At 42.5% G+C, this 18,958-nt stretch carries 11 protein-coding genes and 1 tRNA gene; 1 reads left to right on the top strand and 11 read right to left on the bottom strand.

Features of this window, described 5'->3' with window-relative positions; all coding sequences use genetic code 11:
• Nucleotides 1–31: 31 nt before the first annotated feature.
• The 5 genes from AC1DFM_RS33115 to AC1DFM_RS33095 all read right to left on the bottom strand — a co-directional run bounded on the left by AC1DFM_RS33115 (nucleotide 32) and on the right by AC1DFM_RS33095 (nucleotide 8,229).
• Nucleotides 32–790 (bottom strand): DUF4843 domain-containing protein, encoded by a 759-nt coding sequence (locus tag AC1DFM_RS33115; RefSeq protein ID WP_477081073.1) that lies wholly within the window; start codon nucleotides 788–790, stop codon nucleotides 32–34.
• 14 nt (nucleotides 791–804) lie between these two features.
• Complete coding sequence (locus AC1DFM_RS33110; protein ID WP_477081072.1) at nucleotides 805–2,238, bottom strand: RagB/SusD family nutrient uptake outer membrane protein; 1,434 nt, start codon at nucleotides 2,236–2,238, stop codon at nucleotides 805–807.
• 19 nt (nucleotides 2,239–2,257) lie between these two features.
• Nucleotides 2,258–5,641 (bottom strand): SusC/RagA family TonB-linked outer membrane protein, encoded by a 3,384-nt coding sequence (locus AC1DFM_RS33105; protein WP_477081071.1) that lies wholly within the window; start codon nucleotides 5,639–5,641, stop codon nucleotides 2,258–2,260.
• A gap of 572 nt (nucleotides 5,642–6,213) precedes the next feature.
• Entirely contained in the window at nucleotides 6,214–7,467 is a 1,254-nt protein-coding gene (locus AC1DFM_RS33100; protein ID WP_477081070.1) for a FecR family protein, read from the bottom strand.
• Nucleotides 7,468–7,605: 138 nt separating this feature from the next.
• The gene (locus AC1DFM_RS33095; RefSeq protein ID WP_477081069.1) at nucleotides 7,606–8,229 is read right to left on the bottom strand and encodes an RNA polymerase sigma factor; all 624 of its coding nucleotides are present in this window, start codon (nucleotides 8,227–8,229) and stop codon (nucleotides 7,606–7,608) included.
• A gap of 290 nt (nucleotides 8,230–8,519) precedes the next feature.
• Between AC1DFM_RS33095 and AC1DFM_RS33090 the strand changes: the two genes are divergently transcribed.
• The gene (locus tag AC1DFM_RS33090; RefSeq protein ID WP_477081068.1) at nucleotides 8,520–8,723 is read left to right on the top strand and encodes a hypothetical protein; all 204 of its coding nucleotides are present in this window, start codon (nucleotides 8,520–8,522) and stop codon (nucleotides 8,721–8,723) included.
• Between the two features lie 293 nt (nucleotides 8,724–9,016).
• Here AC1DFM_RS33090 and AC1DFM_RS33085 read toward each other — a convergent pair.
• From AC1DFM_RS33085 to AC1DFM_RS33060, 6 genes are all read right to left on the bottom strand, one after another.
• Nucleotides 9,017–9,101, bottom strand: a tRNA-Ser gene (locus AC1DFM_RS33085).
• 275 nt (nucleotides 9,102–9,376) lie between these two features.
• Nucleotides 9,377–10,759 (bottom strand): efflux transporter outer membrane subunit, encoded by a 1,383-nt coding sequence (locus AC1DFM_RS33080; protein ID WP_477081067.1) that lies wholly within the window; start codon nucleotides 10,757–10,759, stop codon nucleotides 9,377–9,379.
• Nucleotides 10,760–10,833: 74 nt separating this feature from the next.
• Nucleotides 10,834–13,998: an efflux RND transporter permease subunit gene (locus AC1DFM_RS33075; RefSeq protein WP_477081066.1), complete on the bottom strand. Its 3,165-nt coding sequence runs from the start codon at nucleotides 13,996–13,998 to the stop codon at nucleotides 10,834–10,836.
• Between the two features lie 137 nt (nucleotides 13,999–14,135).
• Nucleotides 14,136–15,329, bottom strand: coding sequence for an efflux RND transporter periplasmic adaptor subunit (locus AC1DFM_RS33070; protein ID WP_477081065.1), 1,194 nt, complete (start codon nucleotides 15,327–15,329; stop codon nucleotides 14,136–14,138).
• Between the two features lie 339 nt (nucleotides 15,330–15,668).
• On the bottom strand, nucleotides 15,669–16,556 hold the full coding sequence (locus AC1DFM_RS33065) for a helix-turn-helix domain-containing protein (RefSeq protein ID WP_477081064.1): 888 nt from the start codon (nucleotides 16,554–16,556) through the stop codon (nucleotides 15,669–15,671).
• A gap of 130 nt (nucleotides 16,557–16,686) precedes the next feature.
• Nucleotides 16,687–18,795 (bottom strand): endonuclease MutS2, encoded by a 2,109-nt coding sequence (locus AC1DFM_RS33060; protein ID WP_477081063.1) that lies wholly within the window; start codon nucleotides 18,793–18,795, stop codon nucleotides 16,687–16,689.
• Between the last annotated feature and the right edge of the window lie 163 nt (nucleotides 18,796–18,958).

Genomic DNA, 18,958 nt, shown 5'->3' with positions numbered 1-18,958 from the left:
ACCGCTGATTTAGTGATGAGTGATGTCTGATTTATAAGGACCTGTATCCCATGACCATTTCTGCACCGTCATCTTCATAAATGATATCCCCTTTTGCTTTCCGGTCATTCAGATAATTCTGCACAAACTTTCCAAAGTATACTATTTCCGACTGGAGCGTTGGTGTACTTATCTCAAGATATAATGGTGTGATGTTCATTAACTGACATATCAGCAATAGCTTCTTCTTGCTATAGTCACCAAAAGAACTAGGTGACCAATACCTGGGCTTCCGCAGTACATCACTGACATATACCGTATGAGAGATGTAACTTAGTTTTTGCCCGGTAGCCGTGTTATCACTAAGGCTATCCATTTTTGTTGCAAAATTTTCATTCGCTTCCAACTTCAGCGCAATGGAAAGAGCTGTGTCGGTGAGGATGGCTGTACGGTAAAGTTTTATTTTAATAGTATCCGTTACGGCGCCGGCTTTCATTATGAACTTAGTATTCACAAAATCGTAGTCCTTCCCTTTTTTTGCTGTTGAGCTATCTATTACCCTGAACCTATACTCACGATCTGCGCCGCTGGGAACACCGAGCACCCGCACAGGGATACCAATAATGCTATCGACTTGTGATGGACTGGAAAGTCCAAATGACATTTCAGTTTTATCGGTTACCCCGTTTGTAGTGGGGTCTATTGAAGCAACAAAATAGATGCTGTTTATACCATCGTATTTTTTTAATTCTTTCGTACAGGAGAATAATATAAACAGACTAAAAATAAAAACCATTTTAATGCTATTCATAACACTACTTTTTATTAACGATTAACAGTTTCAGAAACAGGTAATGGAAGTACAAACTTTGCTTTATTTAAAGTAACGGTGCTATTGGGATTGGTAGACGCGCTATTAGGAAGAGTGGTGATATTTTCCCGTTTATAGAAAAAGAACAATTGTCCTTCTCCAAAAAATTCCCTCCGGTACTCTTTAATAAGTTCTGTACTCAGGCCGGCAGCGGGCGGAAGACTGGTAAGGCCTCTGTGTAAACGAACGGTATCCAGATATTGAATAGCAGTGACCGAATTTGTTTCGCATTCAGCGGCGATATAATACATTTCACTTAACCTGATCAGGGGAATGAGAAAGCGGAAACCACTGTTTTTATCGGCTACATCAGCGTACTTGTAAAAAGTTTTATATGCTTTKGTACCCGAATTGCTAAAGATCCAGTTAGGGTTATACCTGTAATCATTCTCATTGTTTTCGAATAATTCACTTAACCGGGCGCTGTTGGGCGTCAGGATGGATGTTTCCGTAAGGTCTTCGCTGAACAGGCTTTTATGGTTGTTGTATAAATTGCTGCAGTAAGGGGCAAATAAAACTTCAGATGACATGATCCGGTCAGGGTTGACAGGATTGCTCAATATGTCTATAGAAGTCCAGGCAAACCATTTTGACGCACTATCTATCACAAATTTAGCGGCAGCATAAGCATTTGTTTTATCGTTACGGTATAAGAATGCTCTTGCCTGCAATGCTTTTACGGCATAATAATTCAAGCGTTGATGACGATTCCGGTAAAAGTTACGGCCATCGGCAATAAATTCAGCGGATCTGCCGCTGGCAATTACAGGATCGCTGCGTAATAACTGAGCAGCATTGTGCAGGTCAGCCAATATACTATCCATGACCTGGTTTGCCGGTAGTAAAGCCTGTACAGCCGGAGACGCCACCCGGTAATATGGGACACTAATACTGACAGAATCTGCTGTATTGTAGACAGGGCCAAAAAGTCGTAACATGTCAAAATGTAACATCGCCCTGATCGCAATGGCCTCGCCTCTCAAAATAGAATCATGACTGGCAGGCATCATGCCGGGATATTTATCAAGGTTTTTTAAAAACTCATTGGCATTCGCAATGGTGGCATACGCCTGTTCCCACATCAACTGAATACCTGGCGCAATGCTGCCATAATTATATTGTTGATATGGTGCGTAACCATGCTGCCCGCCAACATTAAATCGTTGGGCAAATATCTCCACCATTCCCATACTCAGGTTAACGCCATACAGGCTGTTCTGTGTTAATTTCAGATAGAGGCCGTTCACGGCGAGCTGGGCTCCGGCTTCATCTTTAAACACCTGTGTCTCTGTAAATTTATCCTGCGGTTGTACATTGAGCCACTTTTTGCAGGAGGTAATGCCCAGCAGGCAAGCTGTTGCGGTTATTAGAATTAATTTGATTCGCATGCAAGATTAAGTTAAGTGGTTAAAAGGAGGCGTTAACACTAAATGCTACTGTACGGGCAAACGGATAATCAATCCCTCTTTCCCTTTTAATAGTTGACAGCCGGAATATGTCGTTCATATAACCGTTTGCCCGCAAAGTTTTCAGGCCTAATTTCTGCAACCATTTTACATCTGCGAACTCGTACCCAAAACTGATAGACTCTCCCGATAATGTGTTTTCTTCCTGTATAAAACGTGACGACAAAGGCGTTCCTGTCGCGGTGCTGGAGCGGCCTGCCCCCGTGAGGCCAATTTTCTTGAAGCTCGTAATATCGCCCGGGTTTTTCCATCTGTCATACAAAGCACGTCGATCCTGGTTATTGGCCAACGCTGCATCACTTATGTTTTCCACCTTATTATATAACGCGGTATTTAAAACATCACCTCCAAAACGATAACGGAAATAAAGCCCGAGATTAAAGCCTTTATAGACAATTGAATTGTTAAATACCCCTTCTGCAATGGGGCGGCTATTTCCTATTCTGACGATATCGGATTGTCTGTATTGAAAAGTATACTGACCGTCCTTTTGCCGGAAAACCTCGTTGCCGGTGGCGGGGTCAATCCCCACGGAGTAAACAGTCCATAAATCATCAGGACTGTAGCCATCGCGGTAGCGTATTAAAGAGCCGTTATCCTGCTCATTTTTGTTTAACGGCTCCAATTGATTGCCAATCCCTCCATAGTGCGCTTTTTGCACTATCCCCGTTACGCCTACTGTCCAGATAATCCTTTTCTGAGGAATATATATCGGGGAAAAGTTGACACTGAAATCAATGCCCCGGTTTGTCTGGTTACCAATATTCATTGGATAATTTACCAACCCGGTGGAGGCAGGCAGGTCGACAGAAATAATCAGGGGATCAGTATATTTTGAGAAGAAATTGACCCACCCGGATAATTTATTATTGAAAAACGTGAAGTCCAGTCCGAGATTTGTTTGCAGCGTTTGTTGCCATTTCAGATTTGGATTACCCAGTGTTTGCAAATCCAGGCCTTGTCCAAACGTGTTTAGTGCGGAAGGAGTGTAATTATAAACAGATACTGAGGTTATCTGGCTGAAATTCTGATTGCCGGTAAGCCCTGTATTCGCCTTTATCCTCAGTCTGTTGATCCAGCTTTTATCATGGAACATAGGCTCATGATCAAGGTTCCACGCAACACCAGCCGACCAAAAGGTTTCGTATTTTTTATTAGACCCAAAAGCTGTTGACCCATCTAATCTGGTAGAAAAATCAGCTACAAACCTGGCATCAAAAACATAACTTCCGGATACCAGGAAGTTATTACGGCGCACAGTACTCAGGTATGATTGTGGCCGGCTGTCTTTTTGATAGCTGTAAGAAAACGAAGGATTACCATTACTACCTACCGGAAATCCTACGGCATTAGTTGAGTAGGATTCATTGCGGTTATCCTGCATTTCCGCTCTTACATTTAAATTAACCAGGTGTTTAAAAGCGATCAGTTTTCCGTAGGTGAGCATGGCATTCACCTGGTAACCGAATGTACCCATGCGAATATTTGAATAAGTTCCTTTTTCAAAAAAACTTGCGTTATCAAACTGCGTATTTTCAGGAGAATAAAAAATGACCTGTTCCGAATTCTCTTTATTTACAGAAATGGCTCCCTGTAACTGCAGCCCTGTGTTGATGTAATAAGTAAGTTGCAGGTTGTTTTGAAAGGAAAAACCTTTCGTGGTATTCTGATTATTTAAATAGGCATTGTACATGGTATTGGGTACGTTGTCAATCGTTCCAAGACGGCTATTGCTACTTTCCAGGTACCTTTCGATGTCCCCATCTTCATTAAATTTTGGGTAATAGGGATTGGGATTCACAAAGTTGCTAAATGTTCCGTAGGGGGACTCTTTAGCGTTATATCCACTTATCATCAATTGATTATAGACATTTATTCTCTCGGTTCTGTAAATAAGGTTTACACTTCCTTCCCAGGTATCACGGCCGGAGCCTTTCATGATACCATTTTGTTTCTTATATCGAACACCCGCGCCATAACGCATCCGGTTATCGCCACCCGATACTCTTACGGAGTGTCCCTGTGTTAGTCCAAGTCGTAGTGGCTCATTCAGCCAATAGGAATTTATGCCCTGGCGAACTTTTACCAGACGGCTATTATACAGACTATCCATTATCATTTGCATTCTGAAATTAGAGGGATCGAAATAGGTATATCTTCCGGATAGCCGCTCAAACTCCAGTTTTTCATCTGCATTCATCATATTGTAGCCACTCAGGTCCGGCATTTCAAGACTGAAATCACCGGTGTATGAAAGCTCCATAGGACCTATTTTAGGTTTTTTGGTTTCCACTACTACTACACCATTTGCTGCGCGGGCGCCGTAAATGGCGGTAGATGCAGCGTCTTTTAATAACGTCATAGATTGTACGCGATTCATATCCAGATCAACAATGGTGCGTAAAGACGTTTCAAAACCATCCAGTATAAAAAGTGGCTGATTGGGGTCGGCAGTAAATCCATCCCGCAACGTTCTGTTGTCTATACTGGTTTTACCTCTCAATTCAATTTGTGGCAACCTGTTAGGATTACTTCCTGATAAATTGTTTTCGTTTATAACAATAGAGGGATCTAACGATCGTAAACTCTGGATCACATTCCTGTTGCCGACCTGCTTTAGTTCGTCGCCTGTAAAGCTTTGAGCAGCTCCGGTAAAGCTTTCTTTTTTGCGGGTAAAAATTCCCGTCACCACCACATCTCCAATGTCTTTTACTTTTTGCTTCATCACAATATTAGCCTCGTTTTTATCTTCTTTTACGAGATAAGTGCCTTTTTCAAACCCCATAAATGAAACTTCAATTACATCCCCGGGGTCTGCGTTAATGATAAAAGCGCCATCTTTGCCACTGATAGCCGTTTTTACTTTTTTACCGCGTATAGACACGGAAGCCCCTGCCAACGGCGCTCCCTTTGAATCTGTCACCCGTCCGTTGATAGGTGGAAATGAAATATCGTGTGATGGCAGCACGAGATCTGTCAGATGCCCGGTAGATGATTTCGGTTTGCGGGTCAGCACAATAGTTTTATCTTCAATCAGGTAACTAAAAGGCTGGTATTGAAAAGCGGTTTCGAGGAATTTCGCCAATGGCATATTTTTCATTGTAAGTGAAATAGTAACGGCATCCTGCAAGTCACCTTTATTGTAAAAAACGACATAGCCGGTTTGCTTCTCAATAGTGGAGATAATTTCTTTAATCGGTATATCTTTACCTGAAAGCGTAATTGGTTGAGATAAACCGGAGGCCTGAGCACTGAAAAAAGCTGTTGACAACAATAGCATAGCCAACGTCATCACTAACAAAGACTTTGCGAAAATATCGCGCATGGTCTGCCCATAGACAAATTCCTGTTTTGAGTCGAGAAAGCAAAAGGGGAATCTATTTCTATCTTTTCCACTACAGGGACTTAGCGATCGTACATCATCGCGGGTTTTACAAGAACAGACATAGGTCGGACAATCATGTTGGTTGGTAGACATGTTAGATTTGGGTTTATTATTAAATCGTTTCTGCTGATTTTGATTGATCACCGGCGCCCATCCGTTATATCGTCAATATCTAACAAACCGGTTACTACTACATACAAGGTTTATCCTGCGTTTTATTACACACATAACATTCCCTGAACCATATAATGATCCCTTATCGGAGAGTTCAAATGCGCTGCCAGTATGATTAAAAGAAGGAAGCATCAAAGCTTTTTTACCGTCATTTTAAGACATAAGTATCCTACCCATTGCCATGATTACAATGAAAACATATTCCAAACAGAAAGGAACTCGAATGGGATTAGATTAACACACTCCCTTTTTTGTAATTTGATCTACTTTTAAAATCCAGTCTAACGTTCAGACCCGACAGGCTTCAGATTTTCTAATCACGGTCTGGGTTGTTTTGTTTACTCAGACAGTACTATCAGCCGTCGCCCCTCTTCCATCCGGAAATGGACACCGGTTTTTTCCAATATCTTTAAGACGCCCGAAAGGGTAATGTTTCTACTCATTTTGCCTCCAAACTGAATATCCGGAACCCGCCCGTTATACACTACCTCAATATCATACCAACGCGATAGCTGGCGCATCACTTCCTGCAGACCAACATCTTCAAAATCGAACAGTCCATTCTTCCAGGCCATCACATTGGTCATATCTACATCGGTTATTATTTTTGGGGGGTCAACAGACGTTATTTGCGCCTGCTGACCAGGTTTTAATACAATGGTTGGTTTTGATAAATGTGACGATGCCAGGGATGAATTGGACGGATCTACCAATAATCTAACACTTCCTTCCAATAAGGTTGTTTTAATACACGCGTCCTCGTTATAGGCATTAATATTAAAATGAGTACCCAGTACTTCTACTTCAAGATCTTTATTCACCTTTACTTTAAAAGGCATTTTTTCATTTCGTGCCACTTCAAAATAGACTTCCCCATGGATTTCTACTTTACGCTCCTTACCATTAAATGAAGTGGGATATTTGATAGCACTTGCCGCATTCAGCCACACACCTGTTCCGTCCGGAAGGGTCAGGTTAAACTGTCTTCCTTTTGGGGTAGTCATCGTGTTATATGCAACATCCGCGGAGCTCATTTCTGTAGTGTTATAAATAAGGCTACCGCTTTTAAGTACTACCTGTGAACCGTTCTGGGATGCTATTAAACCATTACCCATACTGTCTAATACCACCTGCTTTCCGTCCGTCAGGGTAAGAATCGCACCGTTTTTACCAGGAGGTATTTCATATAACTTCTTCGTGCCACCCGCAAGTGATAGATTCGAATTTCCCGCATACTGCCACCACATTATCCCACCTATTACCAATATTAAAATGACAGACGCTGCTGACCATAACCACCTGTTAACATTAATAATAATTGGTTGTTTAGCATTTTTTTCACTTGTTGAAATGATGGCATTCCAGACCGCCTCCTTAGCACCCGGGCGGGGAATGGCCTGTTGAAAATTTAATGATAACACCAGTCGCCTTGCTTCTTCCAGTGTATTCTTTCGCTGAGGGTATTGCAGGAGAACATCTTTCCAAAAGGCTTCCGTATCTTCATTGGGGCGTTCCATGCTCTCAATGAAAAAATCGTCCATCATCAACTCCTCTACAGAAAGGTCCTTATAATACTCCTTTAAAACAGCCATAACTGATAATTAATATTTGGAGGTGCCACTCCAGCCATCTAATCTAAATACAAGACGGAGGCCAGGCCAGTTTTACCCCACGGTTCGAAGAAATTTCTTTTAAATTTAATGGCGCAAGCCACGGGAACACTTATTTCATTATATTATATAATATATAAGCTCCTTTATTAAAACACTGATAATTGCCAGATGGTGTATTTCGCGAAGCGTTTGAATAGCCCTACCCACCAACTTATAGGTTGCTTTCTGTGTTAATGACAGCATTGCTGCAATTTCAGGATAAGACAAGCCTTCCTGGTATTTCAGAAATATAGCCTCCCGTTGCCGGGGAGTGAGTTGCTCCAGTGCCGTCTTCATTTTTTCTTGCAGTTCATCTGCTTCTTCCGTTGAGATAAGGGTGGCTTCCTGGTTCAATTCCAGGTTAAAGTCGACCATTTCATTCATTTCAGCTAATGGGCGTTTCCTCAACTGCTCAATTTTATCAACGATATAAGAGCGGAAAGATCTGAACAGGTAAGCTTTTACAGATACAGGCAGGGAAAGGTTCTGACGATTACGGATCAGCTTTATAAAAAGTTCCTGTATACAATCTTCTATCAATGTAGCGTCACGGGTGAACCGGAAACCATAATTGTACAAATGATCAAAATAAATAGAATAAATGGATGATAGTGCCCTATCATCGCCTTTCTGATAGCTCTTCCAAAGCTCTTGTTCAAAAGAAGTGGTTGATATTTTTAGAGGATCTTGCGCTGGTTGCATTGTAATGATGATACAACACGGCAAGCTAAGAAATAAAATGATAATTCGATAACTTGTATTTATATAATTTAATTCCTAGTATTTGTTAACTCAACACGTATAAGTTTACCGGCGGTCACTCAAAAAAAACATTACCAAAATTGTTGAACGATTAATTGAAAGGATGATTTTCTTTTGATAAAAAAGATTGTGAAAAAAGATTGTGAAAAAAGAATTAATACAATGGGATTGAATTACACCCCGTAGCTAAAAGATATTAAATCCGGGCAAAGAATCAATATGAGCTTACCGTGTACAATCTAAAAGCAGTTAAGGATATAAAACGCGATACTGATGCTCAAAAAAGAAATACTGATAATACCTATGCTGCTGAAATCATAATTCAGGTAACAGACATCGAAAACAAAAAAGGCAGTATGACTACAAAAACATCTGCTCGCAACGTATTCAACTTCCTAATTGAATTCGCTCGTTTTGCAACTGCAAATCTTTAATACTTCGCTAGACTATTGACAGGAGAGAAATTACTCGGGGTCGAATCCCTTACACCTATTGCTTTTGGATCAATTCGCGACTCATTGGTGAATTATTTTATTGTTTCTAAGTCGCTTAGAATCATATAAATAAGTAAAAATTAGAAGGTCATCAGAAATGATGATCCGGAAAAATTTCCATGCGAAAGATCTCTATCGAATCCGCTTTTCAAATTGAAAACATCTGATAAACACCATCTTAAAACTAAAAAAGTGATACAAAATTCAATAATGAACTTTTGTATCACTTTTTGCGGAGAGTCAGGGATTCGAACCCCGGGACCTGTTACAGTCAACAGTTTTCAAGACTGCCGCAATCGACCGCTCTGCCAACTCTCCGTGTGGGTTGCAAAAGTATAAAAGAATTTGAAAATAAAAAAAAATTTGCAACAATTTTTTAAATCAGCCACCAGAGCGGATATACAAACACAAAATGACGAACTACGGACCTAAAGCGCTATTTTACCGGGCATTTGATTCAAAAATTCATCTTTGGATCTTCGCTTTAATCCGTAATTCGTCATTCATTATTTCCATCTGCCATCAGGCAGTATTACTCTTATCTTCGACTGCTACAGTGCAGTATTGTTTCTTATATCCTCCTTGCTTGTATCTTATTTCCAACCGCCACCTAAAGAGCGGTATAAGTCTACCATTGCTGTTAAACGCTGACGATCAATATCAGCCTTTGCCAGTTCCGCCTGCAGGGAGCGTCCCTGTGCGGTGATCACTTCCAGGTAGTTAGCCATACCGCTGCGGAACAGCAATTGTGCCTGTTGAACCGCCAGCTGTGAGGTGTTTACCTGTCTTACTGCAATTTCCTGCTGAACTTTTACTTTATCCAGTTTTACCAGCGCATCACTCACTTCTCCTACTGCATTCAGGGCGGATTGTTTAAACTGGATAACGGCTTGTTCCCGTTGTATTTTAGCTACTTCAAATTGTGTTTTCAGGGCACGACGCTGGAAAATGGGCTGAGTAAGTCCTCCAGCGGCAGTACCAAACAAGGAAGCAGGTAAGTTGAACCAGCTGCTGGCTTTGAAAGCATTTACGCCACCGCTGCCTGTGATGGTCAGTGTTGGGTACATATTAGCTTGTGCTGCGCCTACGAGGGCGTTAGCTGCAACCAATCCCATTTCGCTGGCCCGTACATCCGGACGGCGACTGATCATCGCAGCCGGAATACCGGTTGGCAATGCGTCTGCTACCTGGAAAGTAGCCAGCTTGCTGCTACGTGTAATGGTTGACGGTAGTTCACCGGTCAAAATACGCAGTGCATTTTCCTGGATGGCAATACCTTGTTCCAGCTGTGGTACCAGCAGTTCTGCGGTCTGTTGCTGTGAAATGGCCTGTTGTACACCCAGCTCGGTCACTTCACCGGCAGCTTTCTGTAAACGGATCATCTTTACGATGGTATCACTTAATTCCACGTTTCTGCGGGCAATGGCCAGCTGGTTGTCCAGCATCAGCAGGTTGAAGTAGCTGTTAGCAACAGCTGCTACCAGTCCGGTTTGCACAGCGTGTGCGCCTTCATACGACTGCAGATAAGTTGCCAGTGCGGCTTCTTTCTGACGGCGTATCTTACCCCAGATATCTACTTCCCACGACATACCCACGCCTAAGTTGAAGTCTTCCAGGTGATCTCCCAGGTTATTGGCAGAGAGGTTCAGGCCTGTGAAGCTGTTCTTGGATGGGAAGTTGGTACTGGCAGAAGCAGTAGCATTAAAAGCTGGCAACCACGCCACTTTCGCCTGTTTCAGGTATGCCTGTGCAGCTTCTACTCTTTTCACAGCCAATTGCAGGTCGTAGTTGCCGGTAACGGCTTTGTCTATCAGCTGCTGCAAGGTGGCATCGGTAAAAAATTTCTTCCATTCTATTTCTGCTATGCTGTTAGTATCCGAAGGAGCCACGGTTCCAAACTGCTGGGGGAGCGCCACCGGGGGCCGCTCGTAATTGCGGCCTACCCGGCATGCTGCTAACCCTATAACTAAGGACAACAGAATTAAAAATGAGCTATAACTTGTTTTCATTTGTCTTTTTTCTGATTCTGATAATAGATAATGCTAATATTTTAGTGTACCAGCTTTGCCTCATGTGCTGCGTCCACTTCCACTATCGGTTTACGACTGATTTTCTCTTGCAGGAACTGGAAGATTACAAACAGCACGGGTATGATGAATACCCCCAGGACCACCCCGGTAAACATTCCACCTACAGTACTCCAACCTATTGAATGATTGCCTTTGGCAGATGCACCTTGTGTAAAGATTAATGGCAACATACCAACAATAAAGGCAAAGGAAGTCATCAATATTGGACGAAGACGAAGCTGTGCTGCTTCCAACGCCGCCTCAACAAGCTTATAGCCTGCCCTTCGCCGTTGTAAGGCAAACTCCACAATCAGGATCGCATTTTTAGCCAACAATCCTATCAGCATGATCATACCTATTTGTACGTAGATATTGCCCTCTATACCGCTAAAGCCAATGAAACTATATACACCTAATATACCCGTAGGTACAGTAAGGATTACTGCCAGCGGCAGGATATAGCTTTCATACTGTGCAGCCAGCAGGAAGAATACGAACAATACACTCAATAAGAACACGAACGCAGTTTGGTTCCCTGCTCTTATCTCTTCCCTCGAAATACCTGTAAACTCATGGGCGTATCCTTGTGGCAATGCCTTTTTCGATACTTCTCCGATGGCTTTAATTACATCACCGGTACTATAACCTGGTTTGGGTGTAGCATTAATGGTAACAGCAGTATACAGGTTGTTTCTTGTAACTGTTTCCGGACCATATACACGTGTTAATTTGGCCACTGTACTTACCGGCACCATCGTACCCAGGTTGTTCTTTACATAAATAGCATCCATCGAACTTTTATCCATCCGGTATGAAATATCGGCCTGCGCCATTACGCGGCTATATTTCCCGAAACGGTTAAAGTCTGAAACGAAACTACTACCATAATACGTTTGCAGCGTATTCAACAAATCACTAACAGATACACCCAATTGTTTCACTTTTACCTCATCTATATCAATGGTGTATTGTGGATTACCCGTACTAAAAGTAGTGAACGCATTTGCCACTTCTGGCCGCTGACTTAATGCACCAACAAAACCCCATGCCGTTCCTGCTAATTTCTCCAGCGATCCGTTTGTTCTGTCCTGCAACATCATTTCTACCCCGCTCACGTTACCGAAACCCTGTATTGTTGGGAAACCAACAAAAAACGTTAAGGCATCATGTACTTGCATTGATTTTCCTAACAAACCACCCGCAATAACAGTCGGATCTTTTACAGCACCTCTCTCGTTACGACCTTTTAACCTTACAAATATCGCAGCGTTAGGGGAAGCGTTCGCATTTGTTACGAAGTTCATCCCATTTGCAGCCCATACATCACTCACACCCGCATCGTTCAGCGCAATTTTACTTATCTGGCTCGTTGCATTCTCCGTTCTGCTAAGTGAACTACCGGGAGGTGTTTGGGTAATACCAACTACGAACCCTTGATCCTCATCTGGAATAAATCCGGTAGGTGTTGTTTTGATCAGCCAAACGGTAGCAACCACTACAAGCAATAATCCGGTAATGGCCACCCATCTGTTCTTCAGCAGGAATTTGATGCTCCGTATATATCTTGCTGTCATTGCATTAAAAGCGGTGTTAAACGCATCAAAGAAACGGCTACCAAAACCTTTTTTCTTTCCACCTTCGCCTATATGCTGGTTCTTTAAGAATAAAGCACACAACGCCGGACTTAGCGTTAACGCATTCACCGCAGAAATAACGATCGCAATGGCCAGTGTAAAGGCGAATTGTTTATAGAATACGCCCGCTGGACCTTGCACAAAGCTCACTGGTACAAACACTGCTGCCATGACCAATGTGATCGAAATAATCGCACCGGATATCTCACTCATCGTTTTAACTGTTGCCTCTCTTGCCGCTAAATGCTCACGTTCCATCGTTGAGTGTACGGCCTCTACCACCACAATTGCATCATCCACCACAATACCAATAGCCAGTACCAATGCGAACAATGTAAGCAGGTTAATACTAAAACCGAATAATTGTAAGAAGAAGAAGGTACCTATAATCGAAACAGGAACAGCAATTACCGGGATCAATGTAGAGCGCAGATCTTGCAGGAAGATGAAAACCACAATGGCCACAAGGATAAACGCAATGATCAGTGTTTCTTTTACCTGGTGGATAGATGCATCCAAAAACTCCTTCGAGTTATACATTATCTTAAACTTCATACCACCGGGTAACCCCTTATCAAATTCTCCAATCTGTCTTTCCAGTTCGGTAAGAATTTCATTGGCATTGGAACCTGGTGTCTGCACAATACCAAAACCAGTAGCTGGCTTGCCATCAAGCAAATTCGAAGCAGTATAAGTATAGCCACCCAGTTCAACCCTGGCCAAATCTTTAAGGCGAAGCACAGAACCATCGTTCTTTGCCTTAATCACCATATTTTCATACTCTTCAGGCTTATTTAACTTTCCCTTGTACTTAATAATATACTCGAAAGATTCTTTACTACCTTGTCCCAAACGTCCTGGTGCAGCTTCTACGTTCTGATCTCTGATCGCATTCATCACTTCTGCGGTAGAAAGATTATTAGCAACAAGCCTGTCGGGTTTCAGCCAGATACGCATTGAATAGTCTTTTGAACCAAATGGCTGTACCTGTGCCACCCCTGGTATACGTTGTAACTGAGGGATGATATTAATTCTTGCATAGTTATTCAAGAACAGTTCGTTATACTTAACACTATCCTCGCTATATAACGCCACAAACATCAGGAAGCTGCTCTGCACTTTCTGTGTAGAAAGCCCTGCTTGCAATACTTCGGGAGGTAGCTGGCTATTAGCTTTAGATACGCGGTTTTGTACGTTTACCGCCGCAATATCAGGGTCCGTTCCTTGCTTAAAAAAAACTGTCAGGATGTAGCTACCATCGTTGTTGGAATTGGAGGTCATGTACGTCATGTTCTCCACACCATTCACCGATTCTTCTATCGGGGTAGCAACTGTACGGGATATCACTTCCCCATTGGCGCCAGGATAATTGGCTATCACCTGTACAGATGGCGGCGCAATCTCAGGAAATAAGGCGGTTGGCAGGGAGAATAAAGACAACCCTCCCAGTATAACCAATATGATAGAAATAACCGTAGATAACACCGGCCTTTCAATAAATCGTTTTAACATAAATAACAATTATGGGTTGCGGTATGTCCGCACGAACACAAACAGTGCATGTGTATCACAACACTGCCTGCGTCGCAATTTGAATAATGATTTGTGTAAACGTTCTTAACACTGGCGTGTCTTCACGCTTATTTATTTTAAAGCAACGGCTTTGCTTTCAACAAACTATCGACAGATACCATCTGAGGCTGAATAACAACGCCATCTTTTAAGCCACCCATCATCACAGTAGATTGAGAAGACAATACAATCTTATCCCCCTCCTTTACACCATCAGTAACAAAATAATAATTAGACGTTTTGCCAGAAATGGTGAGTGGTTTTGTAACGATTTTATTACTATCGGCCACGGTATAAACGAACACTTTGTCCTGCAATTCAAACGTGGCTTCCTGAGGAACTACCAATGCAGAAGCATGTAAAGTAGGTACTCTGACTCTACCGGTACTACCGCTTCTAAGTATTCCCTGTGCATTAGGAAAGCTGGCACGTAAACTAATTGCTCCAATAGTTTTGTCAAACTGCCCTTCTACTATTTCAACTTTTCCTTTTTCAGGATAAACACTTCCATCTGCCAGGATTAATTCTACCGCTGGCATTCCTTTTACTTTTTCAGCAACGCTGTTACCTGGATATTTTTCCTTGAATTTGAGGAAATCGGTTTCACTCAAAGAAAAGTAAACACGCATATCCTTTACTTCAGAAATAGTAGTCAATGCGCCTGCCATTCCTCTGCTAATAAGGCTTCCTGTTTTAAAGGGGATACTACCTACATAACCATCGCTGGGTGCGCTAATATTTGTGAACCCAAGATTGATGCGGGCGGCTTCTACCTGGGCCCGTGCCTGGGCAACATTAGCTTTCGCTGAATTGTAAGTTGCTTCGGCCGATTTTAATTGAACATCCGATACCACATTATTACTAAGCAGCGGTTTCAATTTATCAATGTTGATTTGCGCATTCTCTAATGTCGCTGTTGCAGCTTGTAAATTTGCAGTGGCATTGTTGAGTAGCTCTACATACGGCCTTTGGTCGACTGTGAAAAGTGTTTGACCTTTTCTAACGTACTCACCTTCATCTACTGAAATATGCGTTAGATAACCGTCTACCTGTGGTCTTATTTCCACATCACGGGTTCCTTCTACCGAAGCAGAGAATTCCTGAAATGTTGTAGCAGGTAATGTAACTGCTTTAATTACAGGTAAAGATACTGGCGGCGGCGCCTCATTTTTTGCTTGCGATGTGCTGCAGGCAGACAATACCGAAAGAACAAAAAAACTATAAAGTAAGCCTGCCGGCAATGTGGTCAATGTTGATTTCAATGGTTTCATACTACTTTTTTTTTAACGACTAACAATAAAATTCCCCTTAACGAATCAGGCCAATAAAAAGCAGCCTTGCTTCGCAGCAATCAATATCAGTGACAGCATTGGGTGGTAAAATACAGGTAAGCAGCCCGCAACTCAGACACGCACATGTTTACAGCACATGATACGTTTGAGCACAGCAATATGTTACTACTGTAAAAAAGAAATTGAAGATGTGCGGTTGGCCGCTAAAAAATTCTCATCGGTTTTCAAATTTTAAATGATGCACGGGCGACATCATTATTTTAAACACTATGCAAAAATAGATATTTAATGTTAACGGGCGTTTAAATTATTACGGGTTTAATTGTACTTTTCACGGATACTCTTTTGAAATGATGCGGGCGTATACCCGGAATGCTTCTTAAAAAAGCGGTTAAAATAAGCATCATCCTCAAAATTCAACTGCGATGCAATCTGCTTAATAGAGTGCTCACCCCAATACAGTAGCCGCTTTGCTTCCATAATGCGTTTTTCATCTATAATGTTTTTCGCATTTCTTCCCAACAACGCTTTCACCGTATCATTTAAGTGTCCCGGTGAAACGTACAACATTTCCGCGTAGTCAGATACCTGCGCTTTCTCATGAAAATGCTGGTCTACTAATATCTTAAACTGACGGGCCATATTATATTGTGAACTTTCCGAATTCATCCAGTTCCCCGATGGTTCAGAAATACGTCCGCAGGCAATCACAAAAGCATTTAGCAGATTACGGATAATAGCATCCTTCCGTAACTTATCACTATTATATTCTTTCCGGATCAAATCCACATAAGCCAACACTTCTTCCAGCTGCTCCTCATTCAGCGGTATCATCCCCGAACTGAATATGCAACGCCAGCAACTGACAACTCCCTGCATTTCTGGCACCAGAAAGTCGTTGGTGAAATAAATATTGATTAGTTCTGCATCTTCACYCATCTCATGCTGATGTACCTGGTTAGGTTCCATCAACATCAACGCCGGCGCCTCCATTTCATAATGCTTGAAATCAATGGACTGACTAATACGTCCTTTAATTAAGATATCTATACTATATCCATTATGCCGGTGAGGCACATTCATCGCATCTACACAAACTTCACAGCCACTCCACTCTCCCATGAAAAAGTTGGCGCCATTGGCGTAATCACAGTTATAAACCGGTACATTCGAAATGCGTGTTATAACACTTTCTAATACTTCCATTGGTTTAATACTTTATCGGTAACTATCATTTAATTTCAACGAAGTAAAGGTAGCTGATTAAATATCTATCCTCCAACTATACGCGGCATAGATATTTTCTATATCCTATCCGAGGATTAGCTATATCATATCATTTCCCTTCTTCTACTTTCTCCTGCACCAGCACCAGGTCACTTAACTTCACATTGATAGGAATATTGCCGATCTTCACAATAGCACGCTTGTCGCGGATCTCCAACACTTTACCTACCTGCCGGTTCGTTACAATCTTCACCTGCATCCCCACTTCTATCTCTCCTTTTATTTCCTGGAACTTCTCCTGGACTTTCTTATTATGCTGCTCGGTATGCTGCTTTTCACGGCGACGGAACAGCAATATTTCTGCCTGCTTCATCACCTTTTCTTTATCATCTGCGCGTTTCCACTCAATCACAATCTGCTTCAGCTTCCTTTCCATATCCTTCAGATACTGCAGGTCATCTTCCTTAATCTGATTCTGTAATTTCAACAGCGTATACTGTTGCTGCTTACGTTCTTTATCTGCCAGTACTTCATACTCCTTCTTCAAACGCTCATTTTCCTTCAGTAATTTCTGTAGATCCTTTTCTTTATTTTCTACTATCTGCAGATCCTGTTCAGCTTTATTCAACAACTTATCCAGCTGAAAATGTCCTTCGTCTACCAGTTTCTTAGCACGGGCAATCAGCGCGGGATGCAACCCAATACGCTCCGCAATAGAGAACGTATAAGAGCTACCCGGCTTACCCACCATCAGCTTATACATTGGCAACAAAGTGGCCTCGTCAAAGCCCATGGCCCCGTTAATGATACCTTTTACTTTATTGGCCATCACTTTCAGGTTGAGGTAGTGGGTAGTCACCACACCATAAGCATGCTTCTTGGCCAGTTCTTCCATGATCACCTCAGCAAAAGCACCTCCTAAATTAGGATCGGAACCACTACCCAGCTCGTCAATGAAGAACAGGGTTTTGCCGTTGGCATTTTCCATGAAATATTTCATGTTTTTCAGATGAGAACTGTAGGTACTCAACTCAAACTCAATCGACTGGGTATCCCCGATGTGGATCATTAGTTGTTTGAAGATGCCCATCTGGGAAGAAGGGTGTACCGGTACCAGCAAACCCGACTGCAGCATCAGCTGTATCAGCCCAATGGTTTTCAGCGTTACCGTTTTACCACCGGCATTCGGTCCGCTGATCACGAGAATATGCGCATCCTTATCCAGGTTGATGTTCACCGGGATCGTTGGCTTCTTGTTCTTCTGGTTATATAATAATAACAAGGGGTGATAAGCCTGGATCAGGTTTAACTGGGCTGTAGGCACCAGCATCGGGTAATTGGCGTCCATATCCAGGGCCAGTTTGGCTTTTCCACGGATAAAGTCGTACGTACCCAATATCAGGTGGTAGTTGTTCAGCAACCCGGAATAGCCGCTGAGGGCCGCTGTCATGGCTTTGAGGATACGATATACCTCGCGGCCTTCTTCTCTTTCGAGCGACTGGATATCATTATTCAGCTCTATTGTTTCTTCCGGCTCCATGAAGGCTGTTTTACGGGTATCTGACTCCCCGTGAATAAGCCCTTTCACCATCCGTTTATTTTCTGCATAGATGGCTACCACGCGGCGCCCGTTCAGGAAAGCTTCTTCCTGATCGGCCAGGTAGTTCAGTTTCTGCAGTTTCTGGAGGATACGGTCAAAAATCCGGCGCAGCTCTGTACGCTTACGAAACAGCGACATCCGGATTTTAGCCAGTTCCTGGGAGGCATTGTCTTTTACCTGCCCCAGTTCATCCAGCACTTCATCGATGGTGGCCGTGATTTTTTTCTCGTAATGCGTATCCTGGATCACTTCAAAGAGACCTCCGTATTGGATACGGCGATCGTGATCAAAAAAGCGAACAATACTGTGCATGCTTTCTGCCAGTTTGCGCAGCAGCATCGCCTGTTCCCCGGTGAGTACGGCGCCTTCGATAGACAGCAGCCGTAATTCCTTTTTCAGGTTCAGGATGAAATCGTTCGGAAAATTCTCTTGCAGCAAAGTAAGCTGCTTATATTCATGTGCCTGTTGGAGGGCAGTTTTAACGTAATCTATATGCGTATGCAGGCGCAGTTCTGAAGCCATTTCCTTGCCCAGTTCTGTTTTGCAATGCTCTTGCAGCAATGCCTGTACCTTATCGAATTCCAACTGCATTAACGCAGATTCAGGAAAATATTTCAAGTGTTCTTTATTTAAAGTAAGGAGGCACAAACAATCGTCCGTTGTTTGTGTCTGTGTAAAAGGTTTACAATCAGGCGCGTAAAAGCGCTGCCATCGAGGTGGCGGGGGAAGCTTTATCCGGGAATAATCTTAATTCTTGTTCATCGTTTTTGTCATTATGCTA

It is taken from the genome of Chitinophaga sp. 05T412, assembly GCF_056396465.1.
Note: the sequence above shows the minus strand (reverse complement) of the source record. Positions and strands in the feature narration are given on the sequence as shown.

Bases quoted from the DNA above. Each gene is read 5' to 3' on its own strand.
- AC1DFM_RS33115 (WP_477081073.1), bottom strand. From the start codon at position 790: ATGAATAGCATTAAAATGGTTTTTATTTTTAGTCTGTTTATATTATTC.
- AC1DFM_RS33105 (WP_477081071.1), bottom strand. From the start codon at position 5,641: ATGCGCGATATTTTCGCAAAGTCTTTGTTAGTGATGACGTTGGCTATG.
- AC1DFM_RS33100 (WP_477081070.1), bottom strand. From the start codon at position 7,467: ATGGCTGTTTTAAAGGAGTATTATAAGGACCTTTCTGTAGAGGAGTTG.
- AC1DFM_RS33095 (WP_477081069.1), bottom strand. From the start codon at position 8,229: ATGCAACCAGCGCAAGATCCTCTAAAAATATCAACCACTTCTTTTGAA.
- AC1DFM_RS33075 (WP_477081066.1), bottom strand. From the start codon at position 13,998: ATGTTAAAACGATTTATTGAAAGGCCGGTGTTATCTACGGTTATTTCT.
- AC1DFM_RS33070 (WP_477081065.1), bottom strand. From the start codon at position 15,329: ATGAAACCATTGAAATCAACATTGACCACATTGCCGGCAGGCTTACTT.